We start from the raw sequence: 23013 nt of genomic DNA on the forward strand, positions 1-23013 counted from the left end.
GCCCGAGAACCGGGGGCCGGTCGTCCGTTCGGCCTAGACCGCCGGACCGAGGACCGGTCCCCGCTCCGGGTCGGGCCGGTCGGGCCGGTCGGGCGGCTCGGCACCGGCCCGCGACGGCCGATCGGCGTCGGGCCCCGGGGCCGCCCACGCCTGCGGATCGGCCCAGGCGGCCAGCGTGCGGCGGGTCTCGAAGCGGCGCGGCCGGCCGGTCAGCGGGTCGGTGAACTCGACCACGGAGGCGAGCAGTTGCAGCGGCCGGCGGAAGTCGTCCGGCGCCGGCTCCGGCAGCACCACCGGGTACACCGGATCCCCCAGGATCGGCACCCCGAGGCCACTCATGTGCAGCCGCAGCTGATGGGTGCGCCCGCTGAGCGGTCGCAGCCGGTAGCGGGCCAGCCCGTCGCGGTGCTCGATCAGGTCGATCCGGCTCTCGCTGTTGGGCGGCGCGTCCAGCTCCCGCGCCGCGATCACACCGCGCTCCTTGACGATGTGGCTGCGCACCGTGCGGGGCAGCGCGAGCCCCGGGTCGTGGGCCGCGACGGCCTGGTACTCCTTGCACACCAGCCGGTCACGGAAGAGCGTCTGGTAGGCGCCCCGCTCCTCGGGCCGCACCACGAACATCGCCAGGCCCGCCGTCAGCCGGTCCAGCCGGTGCGCCGGGCTCAGGGCGGGCAGGTCGAGCCCGTGGCGCAGTCGGGAGAGCGCCGTCTCGACGACGTGCCGGCCGCGCGGGGTGGTGGCCAGGAAGTGCGGTTTGTCGACCACCACCAGATGGTCGTCGTGGTGCAGCACCTCCAGCTCGAACGGGACCGGGACCTCCTCGGGCAGGTCGCGGTACAGCCAGAGGTGACCGCCCGGGCGGAACGGCTCGTCCGGCCCGATCGGGCCGTCCACACCGACGATCTCGCGCCCGCGCAGCAGCGCGTCGATCCGCTCCGGGTCGACGGTCGGCAGCCGCTCGGCCAGGTAGGCGCGGACCGTCGGCCACGACCCCTCGACGGGCAGCCGCAGGTGCGCCGGGTCCACCCCGCGGCGCTGCGGGAGGGGTGCGGTCGGTGCCTTGCGCTTGCGTCTCATCTCGCGGCCAGCCTAGCCGGGGGCGCCGCGACGGCCGGGGCCGCAGGGGCGCCGGGGGCCGGGACAGGAATCGCGGGGGCGGTCCAGGCCGGGAGCCGCCGGGAACCGCCGGGCGCCCGAGGTGCCGGAGGCCGCCGGGCCGGTGGAGAGTGGACAGTGGGCCCCGCCGCCCGCCCACCGGAGGTGTACGCGTGACCGCAGACGGCCCGAAGAACGCGCTGCCGCCGTTGCGCCTGCCCCGGCGGACCAGGCGACTGCTGTGCTGGGCCTTCCTGCTGCTGGTCGCGGCCGTGGTGGCCGACCTGCTCACCGGGCCGGGCACGACGCTCTCCCCGGTGCTGGCGGTGGCGCCGATGCTGGCGGGGGCGACCACCCGCTCGGCCCGGGTTCCGCTGTTCGCCGGGGCAGTCGCCACCGCCGCCGTCGTCCTGCTGGAGCTCAGCAACAGCAGTCTGCCCGACTCCGTCCACCTGACCGCGCTGATCACCGTCCTGGCCGCCACCCTGGCCAGCGCCGCCAACGTCGTCCTGGTCTCGGCCCGGGAACGCGAGCTGACCCAGGTCCGCACGGTGGCCGAGGCGGCGCAGCGGGCGCTGCTGCGCCCGCCGCCGGAGCGGCTCGGACCGCTGCGGGTGGCCGTGCGGTACGCGGCGGCGGCCGCCGAGGCCCGGATCGGCGGGGACCTCTACGAGGTGGTGGACACCCCGCACGGGATCCGGATCCTGCTGGGGGACGTCCAGGGGCACGGACTCCCTGCGGTGGAGACCGCCGCGGACGTGCTGGGGACGTTCCGGGAGGCGGCCCGGACCGAGCCGGACCTGGCCCGGGTGGCGGAGCGGCTGGACGCGGCGCTGGCGGGCCGGGCGGTGAACGAGCGGTTCGCGACCGCGTTCCTGCTGGACGTGGAGCGCTCCGGCGGGCGGGCCGGCTTCGTCAACTGCGGGCATCCGCACCCGCTGCTGCGCCGGGCGGGGCGGGTGACCGAACTGGCACCGCCGCAGCACGCCCCACCGCTGGGCCTGCTCGGGCTGATCGGCGGGCACTACCGGGCGGGCGGCTTCGACCCGCTGCCGGGCGACCTGCTGCTGCTCTACACCGACGGCGTCTCGGAGGCCCGCAACGCCGCGGACCGGTTCTACCCGTTGGCGCGACGGCTGGCCGGGCTCCCCGCCACGAGCCCCGGGGCCGTGCTGGACGCGCTGCTCGCCGATGTCGGCGACTGGGTCGGCGTGGCCGGGCCGACCGACGACGCGGCGCTGCTCGCGCTGCGCTGGGAGCACTGACGGCGCGCGGGCGCGGCGCCGCGCGGGCCGGCCGGGCGCGACTGTCAGTGGCCCGTGCCAGGCTGTGATCGCGACCGGCGGGGTGCCGGCCGGGCGACGGCGTCGAGGGGACAGGGCCATGGGCCGGAAGACGGACGGATCGTTCGAACTGACCAGCTTCGAACCGGAGGAGACGGACGAGCAGCCGGGCACCACGCTCGGCCGGGTCCGGATCACCAAGACCTTCACGGGCGGCCTCACCGGCAGCAGCGTGGTGCGGATGCTCTCCGTCCTGGACGGTGCGGGCGGCCCGGCCGCGTACGTCGCGGTGGAGCACTTCACCGGCGAGCTGGACGGGCGGAAGGGCTCGTTCGTGCTCCAGCACGCGGCGCCGGGGAGTCAGGGCGAGCGGCTGGCGATCCGGGTGGTGGCGGGCACCGGGGCCGGCGAGCTGACCGGGATCACCGGCGCGTTCGAGCTGTCGACGGACGACGGGGGCGCGCACAACTACGTCCTGGAGTACGAGCTGGGCTGACCGGGGCCGGAGCGGCCGCGCGGTGGCCCCCGCGCGGCGCCCGGCCGTTCGCCCGGGCCGCTGTCACGATGATGCGATCAGTGCACGATCGACGTCGGAGGGTGACGCATGCCCGGTACGGCGGCCTCGGTGACGGGGGCCACGACGACAGCGACCACCACGACGGCCGGCGGGCGGGACACCGTCGACGGGGTGCTCGCCCGGTTGCGGGAGATCGGTGCCGGGCTGCCCCCGGAGGACGGCCTGGCGGTGTTCAACCGGATGTACCTCACCGTGACGGACGCCGTGCGGCGCGGCCTCGCGGTTCCACCCGCGGACCCGCGAGGCCGCACCGGTCCCCCGTACTCCGGCCGCCCCTCCTTCGCCGACCCGGTCGCGACGGCCGAGCTGGACGTGGTGTTCGCCGGACGCTACCTGCTGGCCGTGGACGCCGCGGCGGCCGGACGGCCCGCGCCGGCCTGCTGGCAGCCGCTCTTCGAGCTGCGCGCGCACCGGGGCGTCCACCCGCTGCAGTTCGCGCTGGCCGGGATGAACGCCCACATCCAGCACGACCTGCCGCTCGCCGTGGTCGACACCTGCCACCGGCTCGGCTGCGGGCCGGAGCGGCTCGCCGAGGACTACCGGCGGGTCAACGGCCTGCTGGCCGCGGTGGAGACGACCGTCCGGGAGCAGCTGATGCCCGGCCCGGACCTCCTGGAACGGGCCGAGCCGTTGACGCACCTGCTGGGCGCCTGGTCGGTCGACGCCGCCCGGGACGCGGCCTGGGTGACCGCCGGCGCGCTCTGGCGGCTCCGGGGTGTGCCGGCGGCCGCGGCGGCGCTCGCCGCCGCGCTGGACGGCTCGGTCGGTCTGCTCGGCCGTGCGCTGCTCACCCCGCTCGGCCCGGACACACCGCCGGCCGGCCGGCTCCCCGAGGCGAGGAACCGGCCGGCCGGCGGTTGAGTTGAGCGGGTCGGCCGACCGGACGGCCGGCCGACCCTCGGGCGATCAGGCCCAGCTGGAGTGCAGCGGCTTGCCCTCGGCGTAGCCGGCCGCGCTCTGGATGCCGACCACGGCCTTCTCGTGGAACTCCTCCAGGCTGGAGGCGCCCGCGTAGGTGCAGGAGCTGCGCACGCCGGCGACGATCGAGTCGATGAGGTCCTCGACGCCCGGGCGGGCCGGGTCGACGAACATCCGCGAGTGCGAGATGCCCTCCTCGAACAGCGCCTTGCGGGCCCGGTCGTAGGCGGAGTCCTGCGACGTGCGGTTGCTCACCGCGCGCGCCGAGGCCATGCCGAAGCTCTCCTTGTACTGGCGGCCGTCGGCGGTGGTCTGGAGGTCGCCCGGGGACTCGTACGTCCCGGCGAACCAGGATCCGATCATCACGTTGGACGCGCCGGCGGCCAGCGCCATCGCGACGTCGCGCGGGTGGCGGACGCCGCCGTCGGCCCAGACGTGCTTGCCGAGCCGGCGGGCCTCGGCCGCGCACTCCAGGACGGCGGAGAACTGCGGGCGGCCGACGCCGGTCATCATCCGGGTGGTGCACATGGCGCCGGGGCCGACACCGACCTTGAGGATGTCGGCGCCCGCCTCGACCAGGTCGCGGACACCGGCGGCGGAGACCACGTTGCCGGCCACGATCGGGATCTGCGGGTCGAGCCCGCGCACCGCGCGCAGCGCGCTGATCATCGACTCCTGGTGACCGTGCGCGGTGTCGACCACCAGCACGTCGGCGCCGGCCTCGATCAGGGCCTTGGCCTTGCCGGCCACGTCGCCGTTGATGCCGACGGTGGCGGCGACCCGCAGGCGGCCCCGCGCGTCGACGGCCGGGGTGTAGAGGGTGGCGCGCAGCGCGTTCTTACGGGTCAGGATGCCGACCAGACGGCCCTCGGCGTCGACCACCGGGGCGAGCTTGCGGTTCGCCTCACTCAGCTTGTCGAAGGCGTCGCGCGCGCCGATGCCCTCGTCGAGCAGCACCAGGTCGCGCGACATCACGTCGGCGAGGCTGGTGAAGCGGTCGACGCCCTGGCAGTCGGAGTCGGTGACCACGCCGATCGGCTTGCCGTCCTCGACCACGACCAGCGCGCCGTGCGCGCGCTTGTGCAGCAGCGAGAGGGCCTCGGCGACGGTGGCGCCGGGGGCCAGGGTGATGGCGGTGTCGTGCACCAGGTGACGCTGCTTGACCCAGTCGATGACGTCGGCGATCACCTCGGTCGGGATGTCCTGCGGTATCGCGACCAGGCCACCGCGGCGGGCGACGGTCTCGGCCATCCGGCGGCCGGCGATGGCCGTCATGTTGGCCACCACCAGCGGGATGGTGGTGCCGGTGCCGTCGTTCGAGGAGAGGTCGACACCCTGCCGGGAGCCCACGGCGGAACGGCTGGGGACCATGAAGACGTCGTCGTACGTGAGGTCGTACGAGGGCGCGAGGTCGTTCAGGAAGTGCATGGGGATGTCTCCGGCTGTCGTGGGTACACCTGCGGTGCGGACCTGGGCCGGGAACGGGTGGACGCACATGGCTCCCTTGACCCGTGGACCAATCCTCGCTTAAGCGCAGGTGAAAACGCCAGTCCGGCGACCAGCCCTGAAGGTCCGCACGAGGTCTGGACCACGTAGTGCGCGAGGATTCGTAGGAACCTACAGAACCCTGGGGCATCGCACCACCGCGCGATCGGCTCGCCCTCAGTCCTCCTCGGGTCGGACACGCCCGCCGCGGGCAGGCTCCGCCACACCCGCGGCGTCGAGCTCCTCCCGGATCCGCAGGACTTCGTCGAGGGCGGACTCGACCAGGGCCGGGTGCTGTTCGGCGACGGAGCGCAGCAGGGCGATCGACTCGTCCGCGGCGGCGAGCCCCGCGTCGAGGTCGGCGCCGACGAGCAGGCGCACCTGCGCGTACTTGGCCAGCACGGTGGGCAGGGTGAGGTCGGTCGGCGTCCGCGGGGCCGTACGGGCGAGGGCGAGGGCTTCGGCGCTCGCCTCCCGTGCCTCGTCGGCCCGGCCGGTACGGGCCAGGATCAGGCCCAGGATCATCTGCGCGGTGATGAGGCCGGAGTCCGCCTGCACGGGCTGGGTCGAGCGCATCCGGCGGTAGGCGTCGGCAGCGGCGACCGCGTCGGGCACGGCCTCCTCCAGCAGCCCTCGCTCCGCCCGGACCCTGGCCCGGACCAGGAGTGCCCGGCCGACGATGCCCGCGTAGGAACGCAGTCCGGTGTCCGAGACCGACCGGGCCGCGGCCACGGCCCGGTCGAGGTCCGGGAGCGAGGCCGGGTCGCCGAGGGAGTGCAGGGCGGAACCCCGGGTGGTGAACACCATGGCCGTCCCGGCGTGGCGGGCCTGGTCGGTCTCCGGCAGGTGCCCGAAACCCTCGGCGGCCTCGTTCAGGACCGCGAGTGCCTCGGTGCACTGTCCGGCCGACCACAGCCTGTCCGCGTGCGAGGCCAGCGCCAGGGCCGGGGAGGGCTGGTGGGCGTTCCGGTCGGGGCCCGGCAGGTCGCGCCACAGGGCGACGGACTCCGCGGTGAGCCGGTCGGCCTCGTCCGGACGGTCCAACTGCTCCAGGGCGTCGCCCAGGCCGGCGAGCGCGTCGGCCAGCGCCGCCTGACGGTCCGCGGTGCGCTCGCTCTCCCAGCGGTCCCGATGGATCCCGACCGCCTCCGCGGCGATCTCGGCGGCCTCCTCGTACCGCCCCGCCGCGTGCAGGTTGACCCTCAGCGAGTCCAGGGCCTCCAGCAGGCCGGGGTGGTGCCGGGGGCCGTCGATCCGGGCCAGTGCGCGACGGGCTGCCACCACCCTCCGCTTCGCGTCGAGCGCCTCCTCGGTGCGGTGCGCCAAGGAGAGGACGGAGCTGAGCAGGGAGAGCATCTCGGCGGTCTCCGGTTCGGCCGCGGTGGGGGTCGCCGCTTCGACGCCTTCGGCGGCGACCGCGGCGCTCTCCTCGTGCCGCCCGGCCTGGTGCAGGCACAGCGCCCGGGTGGCCAGCAGCCCGGCCAGCAGCCGGCCGAAGCCGCGGGGGTTGGCGGAGGCCAGCTCCCGCGCCAGTGCGAGCCCCTCCTCCGAGGCGGCCAGGGCTTCGTCGTCGCGGCTGGCCCAACGGTGGGCGGCGGCGATGTTGTTGAGGCAGCGCGCCAGGTCGGGCCGGGCCGGGCCGGCGAGGTGCGCGGGCAGCGCGCGGTAGACGCGGGCGGCGTGTTCCAGGTGGGCGAGCGACTCCTCCGGCCGGCCGAGGTCGTCGAGCCGCAGCCCGAGGCTGCACAGCGCCATCGCGTGGTCCGCGGCGTAGGCGTCCGGGAGTTCGCGGTGCAACTCGGCGTAGAGGGCGACGGCGCGTTCGGCGGCCCGGACCGCTTCCTCGGGTCGGTTCGCGTCGCTGAGGTGGTTGGACAGGGTGTTCAGGGACGTGGCCAGCTGATCGCGGTACGCGCCCGGCTGATCCCGGTCCAGCAGCTCGCCCAGTTCGACGCACTCGACGGCCGCTGCCATCGCCTCGGTGGCGCGCCCGGCCCGGCTCAGTTCGTGGGAGAGGGAGTTGAGCGCCTGGGCGAGGCCGTACCGGTACGCGCCCGGGCGGCCGGCGGCGAGTCGGCGACGAATGGCGACCGACTCCTCGGCCGCGCGCAGGGCCCCGGCACTGTCCCCCGAGTCGGTCAGGCAGAGCGACTGGGTGCCGAGGAGCTCGGCGAGCAGGGGCTGCTGGGCGTCCGGATACCGCCGGGCCAACGGACGCAGCAGGTCGACCGCCTCCCCGGCGCGGGCCAGGGCCCGGTCCGCGTCTCCGGCCTTGCGGTACTGCTGCGCCAGGTTGTTCATGCCCCTGGCGAGATCGGCCACCCTGTCCGCGGCCCCCGAGGCGGCGAGCGGCTTGCGGAGCTCCACCACCTCCTCCTCCAGCGGCAGCGCGCTGCGCGGATCGCCGAGCTCGTTGTGGACACGGGCGAGGATCGCCAGGGCGATCGGCAGGTGCTCGGGTTTCTCGACCTCGGACCGGTCGGCCAGTTCCCGGTAGAGGGCCGCCCCTCGGGTGGCCGGCCGGAGGGCCTCCCGCGGCCGGCCGAGACTGGTGAGGATGCCCGCGCGGTTGGCGAGGCAGCCCGCCAGCTTGTTCCGCAGTGCCGTCCCGTCCGGACCGTCCGGACCGTGGGCCCCCGTCGTGGGTTCCAGCCGCTCCACGGCCTCCTCGACCACCGCCAGCGCCGCGGCGTGTTCCCCCGCGTCGAAGTACCACTTGGACAGCTCACGCAGTCCGGTGACGAGGTCGAGCAGCTCCGGCACACCGCCGTCGGCCGGTGCTCGCCGAAGCTCGACCAGGCGTTCCAGCAGACGGATCGCCAACGGGCCGAGGCGGTGGCTGCCGGCCGGCAGCGCGCGCACCAGGCCGGCGAGCCGCCCGGCGTCGACGCCGGGCGCGGAGATCAGGGCGTCCAGCGCGTCCAGCAGCGGCTCGGGCCGCTCGACCTGCGGGGCGACCGCGAGGGCCGGCCCGGCGAGCCGGTCCGGATGGTCGGTGCACAACCGGGTGAGCAGCGGGGCCAGCTTCTCCGACAGCGGCCGGTGCCCGGCGGCCCGGGTGAGCACGGTGAGCAGGCGCTCGGCCCGCACCGGGTCGAGGTCCGTGACGAGGGCGGGCAGCAGGTGGCGGCGGTTGAGCACGCGCTCGCCCGCGAAACGTTCGGCGAGCCGGTCGGGCTGGATCGCGCCCCAGAGGTCCCGGCCGGACCGGTCCGGCGGGTAGGCGTCGGCGAGCCAGTCTCCCACGTGCCCGCGCAGGCCCTCGTCGGCCAGGCCGCGCACCCGGCCCAGCACGTCATCGGCGGCGCCCACCAGGGTGGAGAGCGCCAGCGCGTCCTTGAAGAGCTCCGCCTCCGGTGCCCGGGGCGCGCGGTCGCGGGTGGCGAGGACGTGTCCCCAGTAACGGTTCTCGTGCCCGAGCAGTCGGCTCTCGACGTCCTCGGGATTTTCCCGACGACGGATCAGACGGGTGGCCGGGACCGGCGGCCGCGGCTCCCCGGCCGGCCCGGCGTCCAGCAGGTCGGCCAGCGCGGTCATGTGCAGGGTGAGTGTGTTGGCGAACCCGGGGTGGTCGAGATCGGGCTCGGGCAGCCCGGCCGCGACCGCCGGCCAGGGGCCGCCCATCCGCGCCGCGAACGCGTCGGCCGCGGCGCGGTACAGCGCGGGCCGGGCGCCCGGTTCCTCGGCCAGCGGGGGCAGCGCGACCGGCGGGTAGGTCCCGAGCAGGTCCTCCATCAGCCTGGTGTGCCGCCGGGCCTGCTCCCACCAGTCGCCGGCGGTCCTGGCGAGCAGCAGCACCTTGAACGGCTCGTCCCGCCGACAGGCCGCCTCCAGCAACAGCGCGAGCTGGTCGAGCCGGTTCTCCGCGTAGTCGAGCACCACCAGCACCCGACGGCCCGTCCGCCGCAGCCGGTCGACGGGCTGCGCGGCAGTCGGGGTCGATCCGTGGGACGCCCCGGGCGGCTGGGGCGCGCGCAGCCACACCACCGCCCATCGGTCCTCCCGGTCCTCGGCGGCCGAGGTGAGCCGGGTGGCCAGCTCCCGCGCCAGCCGGGTCTTGCCCGCGCCACCGGGTCCGTGCACCAGCAGCGCGGCGATGTCGTCCTCCCGGCACCAGTCGACCAGCTCGGCCAGCAGTTCTTCCCGACCGTGGAAGCCGACCGTCTCCCGCTCGGGCCGCAGCAGCGCGCTCGGCACCCCGGCCGCAGCGTCCAGGCCCGCCGGCTCACGGGCGATCAGTTCATCGAACTCGACCGGGTGCAGTCGCACCGGATCCGCCCCGAACCGCGCCAGGGCCGCGCGGAACTCCGGGTCGCGCAGCAGCACGGAACTCGGCACCGCCGCCACCGCGCCGTGGCCGGAGTACGGGACCTCGGCCGCGATCACGCCGATCACGAAGTCGCGGCTCAACAGCGCCGCCCCCGACAGGCCGCCCCACGGCAGCCCCCCGCTCGGCCAGTCGGACACGTTCGCCCTGAGGTCGACCAGGTACCGGTCGGCCAGGTAGCCGCTGCCGGGATTGACCGTGCCGCTGAGCTGCCGCTGGTCGGCGACCGACCGGTGCGTCGCGGGGTTGCGGAACTCCGCGATCCTGGGCACGCCCGTTGTCACGCACTCCTGGTTCACCTCGTCGGTGACCAACTCACCCCAGCGTGGCGCGGTCCCGTGCGGCGGCTGCCAACGCGGGTCGTCCACGCGCACCAGAGCGGCGTCGTCGCGCCCGCCGCCGGTGCCGCGCCACACCACGGTGCCGGGCACGAGGACCGCACCGGGCCGGCCGAGCGGGACCACCGAGGCGTCGCAGACGACATGGGCCGACGTCAGGACGAGCGCGGGGCCGATCAGGTACCCCGAGCCGCGGCCCGACGGGCCGTCGACGACCACCACCCGGTCCTGGAGCACGGTTCCCCCTTGTTCGACGCGCCGGTCAGCGACCGATGTGCCCCTCCACCGGGCCCAGCGCGGCCGGTCGGTCCTGCCCGGCACGGATCAGCAGGCCGGTGCCGTCGGGGGCCTTCGGCGTCAGCGTGAACGACACCCGGTGCGTCCGCCCCCGCGAGACCCCCGCCTCCGCCTCCGCCGACACGGCCCAGACCCGGAACTTCCCGCCCGCCTTGGCGTCGGCGCGCAGCTCGACCTCGAACTCCATCTCCACCGGGCCGACCTCGAAGACCACGTCCTGGCCGGCCGCTCGCGCGCTCGCCTTCAGCAACTCGTCGCGCACCGCCGCCACCGCGTCCGCCAGCTCGATGTCCACGTCGCCGTCCCCTCCCCGGTCCGATCCGTTGTCGGCAACGATAGGGACTGCCGGGCCGCCGCACAGCCGAACCGTCGAAGCGGCCGCCGTCCGGCGCGACCCCCGGTGCGAGGCTTCCCGGCACCCGGCCTTGGAGGTTCGTCCAGGAGGCCGCCCTTTCGCCCCGGCCAGGGCCGCTCCCGTACCATTCACGCGGTAAACGAGGCGATCCAGGAAAGCGGCAGCGGGCATCATGACGGCGGGCGTGGACATCGAGCAGGACATCGAGCGGGGCGACGGCACGGAGGTCACCGAGGAGGAGATCGACTACGGTCCCGGCCTCGACCCCGAGCGGCTGCGGCTCTGCCTGGACGTGCTCGACGAGCTGGACCGACTGCACGTCGACCACCCGGACGCGATCACCGTCCGCCAGGCCGTCGGCGGCATATTCCGCACGCTCAAGCAGCGCCGCCGCCAGGAGACCCGGGCCCGCAAGACCGCGAACGACCGCGAGGTCACCGCCCGCACCGCCACCGGCGCGCCGAGCCGGATCGACGACGAGACGGCCGGCGCCTTCGGTCTGACCACCGTCACCACCACCGAGATCGCCGGCATCCTGGAGCGCCCGCGGTCCTGCTACACCTGCAAGCAGCGGTACGTCGAGGTGGACGCCTTCTACCACAACCTCTGCCAGAACTGCGCGGTGAAGAACCGCGCCCACCGCGACGCCCGCGCCGACCTCACCGGCAAGCGCGCGCTGCTCACCGGCGGCCGGGCCAAGATCGGTATGTACATCGCGCTGATGCTGCTCCGCGACGGCGCGCACACCACCATCACCACCCGCTTCCCCAACGACGCCATCCGCCGCTTCACCGCGATGCCGGACAGCGCCGACTGGCTGCACCGCCTGAAGATCATCGGCATCGACCTGCGCGACCCCGCCCAGGTGATGGCCCTGGCCGACGAGGTCGCCGCCGACGGCCCGCTGGACATCCTGATCAACAACGCCGCGCAGACGGTGCGCCGCCCGCCGGAGTCGTACCGCGAGCTGGTCAACGCGGAGTCGGCGCCGCTGCCGGCCGGTGCGCTGCCGCAGTCCACCACCATCGGCCGCTTCGGCAGCGGCAGCGTCGACCTGCCCGCGCTGCCCGCCCAGGCGGGCGGCGAGAGCGAGCGGATCTCCGCCGCGGACGTCACCTCGCTCGCCCTGGTCACCGGCTCCGCCACGCCCGCCCGGATCGAGGCCGGCACCGCGATCGACGCCGGCGGCCTGGTGCCCGACCTCGCCCCCACCAACAGCTGGGTGCAGACCGTCAACGAGGTCGGCCCGGTGGAGCTGCTGGAGGTCCAGCTCTGCAACTCCACCGCGCCGTTCATCCTGATCAGCCGGCTGCGCCCGGCGATGGCCGCCTCGGCGTCCCGCCGCAAGTACGTGGTCAACGTCTCCGCGATGGAGGGCGTCTTCACCCGCGGCTACAAGGGCGCCGGCCACCCGCACACCAACATGGCCAAGGCCGCGCTGAACATGCTCACCCGCACCAGCGCGCAGGAGATGTTCGAGACCGACGGCATCATGATGACCGCCGTCGACACCGGCTGGATCACCGACGAGCGCCCGCACCCGGACAAGATGCGCCTGGCCGAGGAGGGCTTCCACGCCCCGCTCGACCTGGTCGACGGCGCGGCCCGGGTGTACGACCCGATCGTCCGCGGCGAGCAGGGCGAGGACCTCTACGGCTGCTTCCTCAAGGACTTCGACCGCTCCGCCTGGTAGACCACCGCGAGGAGAACCGAGTTGACCACCGCACCGCTGATCGGCGCCGGCGTCATCGTGCCCACCGGGGACGGCCGGGTGCTGCTCGGCCACCGGATCACCGCCGGCGAGCCGCCCACCTGGAGCCTGCCCGGCGGCAAGGTGGACGACCCGGGCGAGTCCTTCGAGCAGGCCGCCGCGCGCGAACTCGCCGAGGAGACCGGCATCGTGCTGCCGGCCGCCGCGATGCGGGTGCTCGCCGTGCTGCTCGACCACGAGCTGGGCCGTCCCCGGCTCACCGCGGCCGTGCTCGCGCCGCCGAGCCTGGCCGCCGCCGCGGTCACCGAGCCGCACGCCTGCGGCGGGTGGGAGCGCGTCCCGCTCGACGCCCTGCCCGAGCCGATGTTCTACCCGTCCGCGCTGGTGCTGGGCAGCTGGCTGGCGGACGCCCCCGCGGTGCTGCGGCCCGGTACGTACGCGTACCCCGTCGCCGGCTGAGGCCGGTCGGCGGGGTACGCGGGGCACGGGGACGGTCGGCCGGCCCGGGGCGGTTCGGCCGGCCCGGGCCGTGCCGCTCCCGCTCGTGGCCGCTCCGGAACCCGGTCCGACTCGGCGACCGCCGACCGGATCAGCCGTTGCGGGCCGCCTCCGGGCCGGTGATCCGCCTCAGCAGCGGGAGCGTCGAGGCGATGATCCCGAGCGAGGCCGCCAGGCCGAGCCCGGTCAGCGCGTAGTACAGCACCCCCGGCGACACCAGGTCGTAGTGCATCTGCGACTTGAGGAACATGGCCGACGCCGCGAAACCCGTCCCGATCGAGAGCGCCGACACCAGCAGCAGCGGCAGCGCGCTCTCCAGGCCGACCACCCGTCGCAGCAGACCGAGCGGCGCCCCGGTGAGGCGCAGCATCGCGAACGGCCGCCGGCGGTCGGAGAGGCCCGCCACCACACTGACCGCGAGGCTGCACCCGGCGATCGGCAGGGTGGTCAGCAGGACCACGTCGGCCAGCTGCCGCCAGCCCGCGAGTTCCCGCTGCGCGGTGGTGCCCCAGTCCTCGACCATGCGGGACGCGAAGGTCGGGTAGGCCTGGGTGAAGAGGGTCCGCAGCTGCTCCATCGCCGAGGACGACCCGTCGGTGGTCGCGTAGATCATCTTCACCGGCAGCCCGGCCACCTCCGCCGCCGGGACCGGCGCCGCGGGCCATTCCTCGTCCACGGACTCCCGCAGGCTGACGAACCGCCACATCGGGACGGCCGCGACGCTCGCGCCCGGTGCGCAGTGCCCCATCACCGGGATGCCCGCCAGCTCCGAACAGAGCACCAGGGCGGGCGCGAAGGCGCGCGGGTCCGCCGGGTCCGCGCCGATCCCGGCCGGGTTGACGTGCGCCAGCGCGATCCCCTCGAAGCCGGGGACCGCCCGCGCCCGCGCCAGCAGGCTGTCGGACACGGAGTCGATCACCAAGGGGCCCAGGTAGTCCCCCGAGGTGTGCACCACGGCCTTGCGGGTGCCCGGATCACCGCTCAGCGCCCCGCGGTTCTCGTCGATGGTGCCGATGATGCACACGGTCGCGGTGGTGACGAACAGCGCGAGGACCAGGCCGGCGACCGAACGGAACCCCGCCTTCGGGTCGTCCGCCAGGCGGCGCACCGCGATCAGCGTGGCCGGGCGGCTGGTCCGCCGGGCCACCGCCCGGGCCGCGGCCATGGTCAGCCACGGGCCGGCGACCACCAGGCCGAGCATCACCAGCAGGAAGCCGGTGAGGTAGGCCGCCGTCTGCCCGTTGGTCGTCGGCGGCCGGTTGCCGACGAAGTAGCCGAGCTCGGCGAGGCCGAGCAGCAGCGGGACGAGCCGTCGGGCGCTCGGCGGCCGCGGGGTGACCCGGCGGGAGACGCCCAGGGGCGAGATGGTGACCCGGCGCAGCGCGAACCGGGCGGCGAGCGCCGCCGCCACCGGCACGCCCAGCGCGACCCCGACCGCCTGGAGCGCGTCCAGGCTGAGATCGGCGGCGAAGAACCGGTCCCCGGTGAACGGCACCGTGGCGACCAGCGGACGCAGTGCGACGTACAGGCCGAAGCCGACGACCGTACCGAGCATCGAGGCCGCCGTGGACTCGACCGCCGAGATCACCGACACCTGCCGCGGCGTGGCACCCACCAGTCGCATCGCGGCGAACCGCTGCTCCCGGGTGGCGGCGGACAGCCGGGTCGCGGTGCCGATGAAGATCAGCACCGGGAAGATCAGCGCACCGGCCACCACGGAGAGGATGAGCGTCATCGCGTCGCCCCGCACGCCCTGGCCGAAGCAGTCGTTCTCGCAGTCGGACGGGACGCCGGTGGCGATGGCGGTCACCGCCACGGCCCCCGGCGCGGCCTTGACCTCGTCCACGGTGCGGCCGACGACCACGGACAGGCTGTCCGGCGACGGCAGGGCCTCGTCGCCCAGGATCCCGGCCAGGCGGCCCGGGAAGCGGTCGGCCAGCTGGACGGCCGGGACGTCGCGCAGCAGCGCGGCCAGGGCCGGCGAGGCGTAGTACTCGCCGGGCGCCGGCACCGCGCTCAGGCCGGGCGGGACGGGCGAGGACGGGCCGGTGGCCGCGACCTCCGCCTCGAAGACGGTCTTGCCCTGGTAGAAGTCGCCGTGGCCGTGCCACCAGAGCGGGTCCACCCGGTCCGTACCGGTCCGGCCCTGGGCCGCGTCGATCCGGCCCTGGGCCCCGGTGTTCATCCAGAGCTGCCGCTCGTTGGCGCGGTCGACGGCGTTGAGGCCGGCGAGCGTCGAGAGCAACAGCCCGACGCCGATCGCCACGGCCGCCGCGATCATCACCAGCCTGACCAGGGCCTCTTTCCCGCCGCTGACGGCGAGCCGGAGCGCGAAGTGGATCACGAGGCGATCCGTTCCGACGCGCGGCCCGCCGCCGGGCCCGCCGAGAACGAGGTCGCCCGGCCGTCCCGGACGATCGCCTCGCGGTCGGCGTAGGAGGCGACCCGCGGCTCGTGGGTGACCAGGATGACGGTGGTGCCCTGCTCACGGGCGGCGCCGACCATCAGCTCCATCACCTGCTCGCCGGTGAGCGAGTCCAGCGCGCCGGTCGGCTCGTCGGCGAAGAGCACCCGGGGGCGGGCCACCAGGCCGCGGGCGAGGGCGACGCGCTGCGCCTGACCGCCCGACAGTTCACCGGAACGGCGCCGCTCCATGCCGTCCAGCCCGAGCCGGGCGAACCAGGGCCGGGCCTCGGCCAGCGCGGCGGCCCGCCGGGTGCCGTTCAGCAGCAGGGGCAGGGCGACGTTCTCCTCGGCGGTCAGCTCGGGGACGAGCTGGCCGAACTGGAAGACGAAGCCGAACCGGTCACGCCGTAAGGCACTGCGCCCGGCCTCGTTCATGGTGTCGATCCGCTCCCCGTCGAAGCGGACCTCGCCGGCGTCGGGGACGAGGATGCCGGCCAGGCAGTGCAGCAGCGTCGACTTGCCGGAGCCGCTCGGCCCCATGATGGCGAGCACCTCGCCGGCGCCCACCTCCAGGTCGGCGCCGCGCAGGGCCGGGGTCTCGCCGAAGGCGAGGGTGACGCCGCGGGCCTCGATCAGTGCCGTCATGACCGCACCGCCTCGGCGAGCGCGTCCAGACGGGCGGCGGTCAGGTCGATCCAACGCAAGTCGGCCTCCAGGTGGAACAGTCCGTGGTCGGCGAGCAGGGCGTCGACCAGTGCCCCGTTGCGGCGCAGGTCGTTCAGTTCGCGCATCCGCCGCAGGTGGGCGGCGCGCTGGGTGTCGAGGTACACCTCGGCGTCGCGGCCGAGCATCAGGGCCAGCACGACCTTGGTGAACAGCACCGTCTGCAGGTTGGGTTCGGGCGAGACGGGCTCGGCGAGCCAGTGCTCGAACTCCGTCACACCGGCCTCGGTGATCACGTAGCGCTTGCGCTCGGGCCCGTCGCCGGGCTCGGCCTCACCGGGCACCACCTTGCCGTCCCGCGCCAGCCGGCCGAGGGTCGCGTAGACCTGGCCGTAGGGCAGGGGCTTGCCCCGTCCGAAGAGGGCGTCGTAGTCGCGCTTGAGGTCGTAGCCATGGCTCGGCTCTCGCTCCAGCAGCCCGAGAAGGGTCAAAGGAACACTCATGGGAGGACCGTACACCAGGCGTATACACCGAGGGTATAGCTGGCGAGAATACGTTACTGACCTGGGGAAACGCTGGTGTCGCGGGCAGCTTCGAGTCCACTCGAAGGTCTCGGGCGTGAGGGGAGGGCGTGAGCGGGGCGCGTGGGCGGGGCGTGAGCGGGAGGCCGGGGGCGGGGCTCGGGGTCGGGCCGGAGCGGGTGGCAGGCCTCGGGGCCGGGGGCCAGGCCCACGGGCAGGCGTGAGCGGGAGGCGGCCCCACGTCCGCCCCCCGCTCCACACCGGTGGCCCGACTCGCCCCCACAGCGGGCCGGGCCCGCCGCGTCCCGGCACTCGGAGAACGCGGCTGCGACCAGCCTGCCCCGTACACCCCTCCCCCGCCGAGGGTCGAACGTCCCGGTCGTACGTACCCGGTCGTACGTACCCGGTCGCTCCTGTCCGGTCGCTCCTGACCGGGCCCACGGCTCCGGTCCCACGGCTCCGGGACGCACCGCCCCGGGGCCCGCCACGGACCCGCACCTCGGCCGCGCCCGTCGCGCGCCGCTCCGGTCCCGCCGACCGACCGTCAGGACAGCGTGGCGGACGGCCCCGGCACGGCGGGCACGCGCGGCTCTTGTGCGGGGGCCGGAGCGGGGGGAGATTGGGAGCCGGAGCCCCGGCGGACGATCCCGGCCGGGCGCGCCCACACCGCTGCGCCCCACCATCCGAGGAGCACGCATCGTGTCCAGCACCCCGGGCCCGGTCCGGCCCGCGTCACTGCCGCGGCGGGCCGGACGGCAGCTGCGGCGGGCGGCGGGCAGCCGCCGCGATCCCCTGGTCCGGCCGCTGGACCGGTCCCGCAGCCGGGCCTGGTGCGCGGCCGTGCTGGGGCTGCTCCTCACGCTGGCCGCCGGGGTCGGTGGCGCGCTGCTCGGCTACCAGTCCGTCGGACGGGACACCGACGCCGACCTCGCCCGGCTGCGCCAGGTCCACGCCGTGGTGACCGGCACCGGCCGGCACGGGGCCGCGGTGGGCAGCCGCGCGGCGGGCGGCTACCAGGGCCGGGTGACCGCCGAGGCCGCCTGGACCGCGCCCGACGGGCAGCCGCGCACCGGCAGCGTCGAGGTGCACCGGACGGCCGTCGTCGGAGCCACCGTCACCATCTGGGTGGACGAGGCCGGTCTGGCGACCGATGCCCCGACCACGCGCGCCGGCCTGGCGATCGAGGCGGCCTGTGTGGGCCTCGCGGGCTCCACCCTCCTCGGGGCGGCCGTCCTCGCCGCCCTGGCCCTGCGGTTGCGGACCCTCGACCGGCGGGCGGACCGCGCCTGGCAGCGGTCCTGGGCCAGGCACGAACCGCTCTGGAGCGGGCGCACCAGTCGCAGCACCGGCGGGACAGCGGACGACTGACCCCGCCGACGGACCCCGCCGACGGACCGCCGGCGGCGTGCGTCCGGCGGCGTGCGTCCGCGGGCGGGCCACCCCGGCGGGAGAAGGACGCCGGGGCGGCCCGCCCGTCACCCTTGCCCCGAACGGGTGAAGAACGGGTGCTCTAGGGTTGAGTCACCACCGAACAATCAAGATGTCGATCATGTGTACACGATTTCTGTGGTCGTCCCAGGGCAGCCCCGGCCGGGGCCATGTGCTCGTCGGCCGGAGCATGGACTGGTACCAGGACACCGGAACGGTCCTGGCCGTGCGCCCGCGTGGCGTGACCCGCGAGAGCACCCCGAACCTCCCCGACGACCCCCGCCCCTTCAGCTGGACCTCGGCCTACGGCAGCGTCGTGGCGCTCATGTACGGCGAAGCCGTGGTCGACGGCGTCAACGAAGCAGGACTCCAGGTCAGCGGGCTCTACCTCTCCGAGTCGGACTACGGGCGCCGGAACCCCGATCGCCCCGGACTCGAACTGTTCTCGGCGATCCAGTGCCTGCTCGACCGCTTCGACACGGTCGAGGCGGCCGTCGGCTGGCTCGTGGACAGCGACGTGCAGCTCATCGGGATGGACGTCGGCGAGAAGCCGGGGACGGGCCACATCGCGATCGCGGACCCGGGCGGCGACTCGGCCATCGTCGAGTTCATCGACGGCAGGACCTCCGTGCACCACGGCTCCGAGTACACGGTGATGGCGAACTCGCCCGTCTACGAGGAGCAGTTGGAGCTCCAGCGGCAGTACCCGGCGCACGGCGGCGACCAGCCGCTGCCCGGTGGCGTGGACTCACCGGACCGCTTCGCCCGCGCCGCGTACTACTCGGCGATGCTCCCGAACACCTCGGACCCCCGGGAGGCCACGGCGTACGCGTTCAGCGTGATCCGCAACGCCTCCGCCCCGTTCGGCACCGCGGACGAGCACCGGCCGAACATCTCGACCACCCGCTGGCGCACCGTCACCGACTGCACCGAGCGGCGGTACTTCTTCGAGTCCACCACGAGCCCGAACGTGGTGTGGATCGAACTGTCCCAGCTGGATCTCGCCGAGGGCGGCCCGGAACGGCGGCTCGACCTGGTGAACGAGCCCGACCGCGTCGGCAATGTGAGCGGCGAGTTCGTGGCGGTGTAGCGAACGGCCCCCACCGGGAGCGGACGCCGCGGCCCGGACGGTCCGCCCCCGGCCCGACGGTGCCTCAGACCCCGCCGTCCGGGCCGGTCCAGGCCGGAGCCGGGTGGCCGGCGGCGGCGCGGCCGGTGAGGAGCGCGACGGCGACGACCAGGGTCAGGGCGAGGCCGAGAGCGGCCGTCACATCGGTGTTCAGGACGAGCGCGGCGCCGAGGAAGGCCCCGCCGAACATCCAGCCGGCCGAGGCGAACCGGCGCAGGCCGGCCAGGTCGGCGGCCAGTCCGGTCAGGGCCATGGTGAGGACGGTGGTGGTGAGATCGGGGATCCGGAAGGAGCGGACGACGGCGTTCTGCAAGCCCATCGCGAGCCCGAGCAGGACGGTCAGCGCGTAGCGGACCGGCTCGGCGGTGTGACCGGCCAGCGCCGCCACGACGGTGCTGACCGCCAGCAGCGCCGCCTGGAGGACGGCGGAGACCACCAGCAGCCGCCCCCGGTGGCCGGGCAGGCGCCCGCTGAGCCGGCCACCGGCCAGCGCACCCGCCAGGAAGGCGCCCAGCGCGGCGAGCGAGGCCGTGGCGGAGAAGCCGGCCGCACCCGCCAGGGCGAAGCCCAGGAAGACCACGTTGCCCGTCATGTTGGCGACGAAGACATGACCGAGGGCGAGATAGCTCACCGCGTCCACCAGCCCGGTGACGACGGTGAGCACCAGCAGCATCGGCACCAACGGGCCGTGACGGGGGTCGCTCCACACAGCTGTCCTCCTCCGGTTCGCGTCCCGGGTGATCTCCGGCGCACGTCCCGTTCTACGCCCGTCCGGCCGCCCCGGGCACGCCGAACCCCCGGCGGCACCCGTTCGGACGGGCACGCTCGGCGGCGGCGAGCCCGACATCCCCCGGGACTGGGACACCGGCGTCGCCTTCGCCCGGGCCTGGGAGCAGGCGCAGCGGGAGCAGGCGCAGCGGGAGCAGGCGCAGCGCGAGCCCGCGACGCCGGACATCCGCGAGGTCGCGCTGCGCTGCGCGATGGCGATGAGCCCCGATCTCGGCGGGGCCCTCGATCTGATGCTGCGCCCGGCGCGGTGCGGATTCGGCGGCCCGATCGACGGCGGCGGCCAGTACATGTCCTGGATCCACGACCGGGACCTCGTCCGCGCCGTCGGATTCCTCCTCGAACGGGACGACCTGGCCGGACCGGTCACCCCCGCCGCGCCCCAGCCGCTGCCCCAGCGCGCGTTCGTGCGGGCACTGCGGCAGGCCGGTGGCATCCCGAGGGGCCTGCCCGCCACCCGGTGGGATGGCCGAGATCGGCGCCTTCGCCCTGCGCTCGGACACCGAACTACTGCTCAAGAGCCGCTCGGTGGTGTCCGGCCGGTCGCAGGAGGCCGGTTTTGGTTTCGAGCACCCGCACTGGCCGGAGGCGGCGGGCGCGCCCGTACGCCGGCCGGTAGGCGCCCGTGGGTCGGCCGCCCGGGGCCCGGGTGGGCGGGCCGGTGTTCACGGCAGCCTCCACCAGCGGCCCGACCCGGGTCCAACGCCCGGGCCGGCCCGTTCAATTCGATTGCCGGAGTACGCCTCGGTGCCTATGGTCGACGCATGCCGCAGTCCGATCACTCGCCCCCAGGGACCGCGTGGGCCGAGGCACTGCTGCGGGACGTGTCTCCCGACGCCGAGGTGACCGACGTGGTGCCGCGTACGGGCGGTCAGTTGAGCACGGTGTACGAGCTGCGGTGCACGGATCCCGCCCACGACGCGATCCTCAAGGTGTACGCGCCCGAGTGGACGTGGAAGCAGGCGAAGGAGGTCCACGTCTACCGGATCCTCGCCGGCCTCGGTTCCCTCCCGGTACCACGAGTGCTCCACCACACGCCGGACGGAGCACCCGGCGGCCGGGCCGTCACCGTTCTGAGCCTGCTGGAGGGACGCCCCCTCTCGGAGGCGTCGCAGGATCTGGACGCGGCCCGGATCCCCGCCTTCTACCGAGAGATGGGCGCCCTCCTGGCCACGATCCACCGGATCGGCCAGGAGAGCTACGGATACGTGACCGACCGCATCCTCGACCCCCGCCCCGACAACCGGACCTACATGCGGCACCAGTTCGCCAAGAAGCTCGCCGAGTTCAAGACCCTGGGCGGCGACGACCGGCTCCACGACGCGGTCGCACGCCGGATCGGGCGCGACGAGGCACTGTTCGCCAACTGCCGGGCCGCCGTTCTCTGCCACAACGACCTGCACGAGGGCAACGTGCTCGTCGGCCCCGGGGAAGCGGCCCGCGTGACCGGCGTGATCGATGTCGAGAACGCCATCGCCGCGGACCCCCTGATCGACCTCGCCAAGACCGACTACTACTCCCTCGGCCGCGGCGATCCCGAACGCCACGCCCTCATCGAGGGCTACGGACCGCTCCCGAGCGACGCCCCCGAGCGCCTCGACCTCTACCGGCTCTACCACGCACTGGAGTTGTGGACCTGGTTCCGTTCGATCGGCACCCTCGACCCCCTGGGCGCCATCGCCGACGACATCGCCCGCCTGGCCGGCCACCGCTCCGACACGCCCGCATGATCCCGGCGCGACCGGGATCAGGTGGCGGGCCACGCGCGCGCCTGCCGACCCCGCAAGAGGTGGAGGACGGTCGGAGGACTCGAACCGCCCGGGTTGGATAGGGTATGCCGGGTGCGCAGGCGGCTGACAAGGGGCCCGAAATGCCCGAATCTCTCGAAGTTGCAAAATCCCGCCACCTAGCTGGATAGACCCGCAGCTCATCGACTCCGCTCCCCGCACATGCGGGGTTGGTCCCGACACCCGGCTCGGCCAGCAGCTCCCCAGCGCCCGCTCCCCGCACATGCGGGGTTGGTCCCCGGGGGGGCGGGCCCTGCGGCGTTTCTGCTGGTCCGCTCCCCGCACATGCGGGGTTGGTCCCGCCGACCGCGCCTGAGCCCGGACCGAACCGCGCCGCTCCCCGCACATGCGGGGTTGGTCCCCACGCCCGCCCGGACCGGCTCTGCCACACCTGCCGCTCCCCGCACATGCGGGGTTGGTCCCTTGCTGGTGTCCAGGGTGACGGTCTGGTTGGTCCGCTCCCCGCACATGCGGGGTTGGTCCCTCGCCGCCTTCGTCACGGGCGTCCTGTGACCGCCGCTCCCCGCACATGCGGGGTTGGTCCCCGGATCAGCAGCGAGATCAACGAGCTCGGTGCCCGCTCCCCGCACATGCGGGGTTGGTCCCACCGTCTCCGCCGGCAGCCGGGTCCAGTCGACCCGCTCCCCGCACATGCGGGGTTGGTCCCCGACGGCGGGAGGTCGTTCGCCTGGATGTGTTCCCGCTCCCCGCACATGCGGGGTTGGTCCCACGACGTCGTAGAACTGCTTGATCCGCGCCGGCCGCTCCCCGCACATGCGGGGTTGGTCCCGCCCCATCGAGGTCCACACCCTCGCCGAGATCGCCGCTCCCCGCACATGCGGGGTTGGTCCCGGCTGCCGCTGGCCCGGCGACGGCAACGCCCGCCGCTCCCCGCACATGCGGGGTTGGTCCCTCCTCGCCGACTGCAAGGACCAGCGCAGCCTGCCGCTCCCCGCACATGCGGGGTTGGTCCCGGCATCGCGGGTGACCAGCTCACCATCTACCGCCGCTCCCCGCACATGCGGGGTTGGTCCCGCGGCGAAGTCGTCGGTCGTGGCGGCGGTGGACCGCTCCCCGCACATGCGGGGTTGGTCCCAGCCGACCGGCATGCGCGAAGTGCACTGCGTCCCGCTCCCCGCACATGCGGGGTTGGTCCCTCCCGCGACGCCTGCTCGACCCGGTCGGCGACCCCGCTCCCCGCACATGCGGGGTTGGTCCCTCCTCCCCGGCCGTCCAGTCGGGGCCGAGTTCCCGCTCCCCGCACATGCGGGGTTGGTCCCTGCCACTCGGCGGTCAGCACTTCGCCCGGGACCCGCTCCCCGCACATGCGGGGTTGGTCCCCACTGGAAGCAGGCCATCGACAGCCACGAGGCCCGCTCCCCGCACATGCGGGGTTGGTCCCATGACCT

Annotated in this window: 16 protein-coding genes, 1 pseudogene and 1 CRISPR repeat array (1 of these 18 only partly in view); of the genes and pseudogenes, 9 read left to right on the forward strand and 8 right to left on the reverse strand. The window is 74.8% G+C overall.

Translation table 11 applies throughout. From position 1 onward, the window contains the following. Window positions 1-33 precede the first annotated feature (33 nt). Window positions 34-1077 carry a pseudouridine synthase gene (locus tag ACFXHB_RS08570; protein WP_380573089.1) on the reverse strand — a complete coding sequence of 348 codons (1044 nt, stop codon included), beginning with the start codon at window positions 1075-1077 and terminating at the stop codon, window positions 34-36. A 191-nt stretch (window positions 1078-1268) separates the two neighbouring features. Between ACFXHB_RS08570 and ACFXHB_RS08575 the strand changes: the two genes are divergently transcribed. From ACFXHB_RS08575 to ACFXHB_RS08585, 3 genes are all read left to right on the forward strand, one after another. Then, window positions 1269-2360, forward strand: coding sequence for a PP2C family protein-serine/threonine phosphatase (locus ACFXHB_RS08575; RefSeq protein WP_380573091.1), 1092 nt, complete (start codon window positions 1269-1271; stop codon window positions 2358-2360). Window positions 2361-2478: 118 nt separating this feature from the next. Further along, window positions 2479-2874, forward strand: a complete 396-nt coding sequence (locus tag ACFXHB_RS08580; protein ID WP_380573093.1) for a DUF3224 domain-containing protein — start codon at window positions 2479-2481, stop codon at window positions 2872-2874. A 108-nt stretch (window positions 2875-2982) separates the two neighbouring features. Further along, window positions 2983-3816 (forward strand): DUF5995 family protein, encoded by an 834-nt coding sequence (locus ACFXHB_RS08585; RefSeq protein ID WP_380573094.1) that lies wholly within the window; start codon window positions 2983-2985, stop codon window positions 3814-3816. A gap of 45 nt (window positions 3817-3861) precedes the next feature. Here ACFXHB_RS08585 and ACFXHB_RS08590 read toward each other — a convergent pair whose 3' ends face one another. The 3 genes from ACFXHB_RS08590 to ACFXHB_RS08600 all read right to left on the reverse strand — a co-directional run bounded on the left by ACFXHB_RS08590 (window position 3862) and on the right by ACFXHB_RS08600 (window position 10615). Further along, window positions 3862-5301, reverse strand: a complete 1440-nt coding sequence (locus ACFXHB_RS08590; protein WP_380573095.1) for a GuaB1 family IMP dehydrogenase-related protein — start codon at window positions 5299-5301, stop codon at window positions 3862-3864. A 234-nt stretch (window positions 5302-5535) separates the two neighbouring features. Next, window positions 5536-10260, reverse strand: a complete 4725-nt coding sequence (locus ACFXHB_RS08595) for a tetratricopeptide repeat protein (RefSeq protein ID WP_380573096.1) — start codon at window positions 10258-10260, stop codon at window positions 5536-5538. Between the two features lie 25 nt (window positions 10261-10285). Beyond that, a complete protein-coding gene (locus ACFXHB_RS08600) occupies window positions 10286-10615 on the reverse strand; it encodes a trypco2 family protein (protein ID WP_380573097.1) in 330 nt (109 codons plus the stop codon). A 250-nt stretch (window positions 10616-10865) separates the two neighbouring features. Here ACFXHB_RS08600 and ACFXHB_RS08605 point away from each other — a divergent pair, with 250 nt between their 5' ends. Then, the gene (locus ACFXHB_RS08605) at window positions 10866-12368 is read left to right on the forward strand and encodes an SDR family NAD(P)-dependent oxidoreductase (RefSeq protein WP_380573214.1); all 1503 of its coding nucleotides are present in this window, start codon (window positions 10866-10868) and stop codon (window positions 12366-12368) included. Window positions 12369-12389: 21 nt separating this feature from the next. Further along, window positions 12390-12845, forward strand: a complete 456-nt coding sequence (locus ACFXHB_RS08610; RefSeq protein ID WP_380573098.1) for an NUDIX hydrolase — start codon at window positions 12390-12392, stop codon at window positions 12843-12845. Window positions 12846-12975: 130 nt separating this feature from the next. Here the strand turns inward: ACFXHB_RS08610 and ACFXHB_RS08615 are convergent, their stop codons facing one another. Genes ACFXHB_RS08615 through ACFXHB_RS08625 form a run of 3 tightly spaced genes read right to left on the reverse strand, consistent with a single transcriptional unit; the run spans window position 12976 to window position 16456 of the window. After that, the gene (locus ACFXHB_RS08615) at window positions 12976-15228 is read right to left on the reverse strand and encodes an FtsX-like permease family protein (protein ID WP_380573099.1); all 2253 of its coding nucleotides are present in this window, start codon (window positions 15226-15228) and stop codon (window positions 12976-12978) included. Beyond that, window positions 15225-15935: an ABC transporter ATP-binding protein gene (locus ACFXHB_RS08620; RefSeq protein WP_380573100.1), complete on the reverse strand. Its 711-nt coding sequence runs from the start codon at window positions 15933-15935 to the stop codon at window positions 15225-15227. Before ACFXHB_RS08620 ends, ACFXHB_RS08615 begins: the two co-directional genes overlap by 4 nt. Further along, window positions 15932-16456 carry a PadR family transcriptional regulator gene (locus tag ACFXHB_RS08625; protein ID WP_380573101.1) on the reverse strand — a complete coding sequence of 175 codons (525 nt, stop codon included), beginning with the start codon at window positions 16454-16456 and terminating at the stop codon, window positions 15932-15934. The genes ACFXHB_RS08620 and ACFXHB_RS08625 overlap by 4 nt, the downstream gene beginning before the upstream one ends. 717 nt (window positions 16457-17173) lie before the next feature. Here ACFXHB_RS08625 and ACFXHB_RS08630 point away from each other — a divergent pair. Both ACFXHB_RS08630 and ACFXHB_RS08635 read left to right on the forward strand, forming a co-directional pair. Continuing rightward, the gene (locus ACFXHB_RS08630) at window positions 17174-17842 is read left to right on the forward strand and encodes a hypothetical protein (protein WP_380573102.1); all 669 of its coding nucleotides are present in this window, start codon (window positions 17174-17176) and stop codon (window positions 17840-17842) included. Window positions 17843-18023: 181 nt separating this feature from the next. After that, the gene (locus ACFXHB_RS08635; RefSeq protein WP_380573103.1) at window positions 18024-18992 is read left to right on the forward strand and encodes a linear amide C-N hydrolase; all 969 of its coding nucleotides are present in this window, start codon (window positions 18024-18026) and stop codon (window positions 18990-18992) included. 64 nt (window positions 18993-19056) lie between these two features. Here ACFXHB_RS08635 and ACFXHB_RS08640 read toward each other — a convergent pair whose 3' ends face one another. Then, entirely contained in the window at window positions 19057-19704 is a 648-nt protein-coding gene (locus tag ACFXHB_RS08640; RefSeq protein WP_380573215.1) for a YoaK family protein, read from the reverse strand. Window positions 19705-19846: 142 nt separating this feature from the next. Between ACFXHB_RS08640 and ACFXHB_RS08645 the strand changes: the two are divergent. Beyond that, window positions 19847-20438 (forward strand): annotated as a pseudogene (locus ACFXHB_RS08645) (epimerase); the annotation flags it as partial. A gap of 143 nt (window positions 20439-20581) precedes the next feature. Next, the gene (locus tag ACFXHB_RS08650) at window positions 20582-21547 is read left to right on the forward strand and encodes a phosphotransferase family protein (RefSeq protein WP_380573104.1); all 966 of its coding nucleotides are present in this window, start codon (window positions 20582-20584) and stop codon (window positions 21545-21547) included. 206 nt (window positions 21548-21753) lie between these two features. Beyond that, window positions 21754-23013: a CRISPR direct-repeat array (repeat unit 29 nt; unit sequence CCGCTCCCCGCACATGCGGGGTTGGTCCC); it runs 359 nt beyond the window's last position.

The organism is Kitasatospora sp. NPDC059327, from assembly GCF_042752535.1.
Classification (GTDB): domain Bacteria; phylum Actinomycetota; class Actinomycetes; order Streptomycetales; family Streptomycetaceae; genus Kitasatospora.

What these genes read in the sequence shown, in the direction of transcription:
- ACFXHB_RS08625 (WP_380573101.1), bottom strand. Translation starts at nt 16,456, where the DNA reads ATGAGTGTTCCTTTGACCCTTCTCGGGCTGCTGGAGCGAGAGCCGAGC.
- ACFXHB_RS08640 (WP_380573215.1), bottom strand. Translation starts at nt 19,704, where the DNA reads ATGCTGCTGGTGCTCACCGTCGTCACCGGGCTGGTGGACGCGGTGAGC.
- ACFXHB_RS08590 (WP_380573095.1), bottom strand. Translation starts at nt 5,301, where the DNA reads ATGCACTTCCTGAACGACCTCGCGCCCTCGTACGACCTCACGTACGAC.
- ACFXHB_RS08635 (WP_380573103.1), top strand. Translation starts at nt 18,024, where the DNA reads ATGTGTACACGATTTCTGTGGTCGTCCCAGGGCAGCCCCGGCCGGGGC.
- ACFXHB_RS08570 (WP_380573089.1), bottom strand. Translation starts at nt 1,077, where the DNA reads ATGAGACGCAAGCGCAAGGCACCGACCGCACCCCTCCCGCAGCGCCGC.
- ACFXHB_RS08580 (WP_380573093.1), top strand. Translation starts at nt 2,479, where the DNA reads ATGGGCCGGAAGACGGACGGATCGTTCGAACTGACCAGCTTCGAACCG.
- ACFXHB_RS08585 (WP_380573094.1), top strand. Translation starts at nt 2,983, where the DNA reads ATGCCCGGTACGGCGGCCTCGGTGACGGGGGCCACGACGACAGCGACC.
- ACFXHB_RS08620 (WP_380573100.1), bottom strand. Translation starts at nt 15,935, where the DNA reads ATGACGGCACTGATCGAGGCCCGCGGCGTCACCCTCGCCTTCGGCGAG.
- ACFXHB_RS08650 (WP_380573104.1), top strand. Translation starts at nt 20,582, where the DNA reads ATGCCGCAGTCCGATCACTCGCCCCCAGGGACCGCGTGGGCCGAGGCA.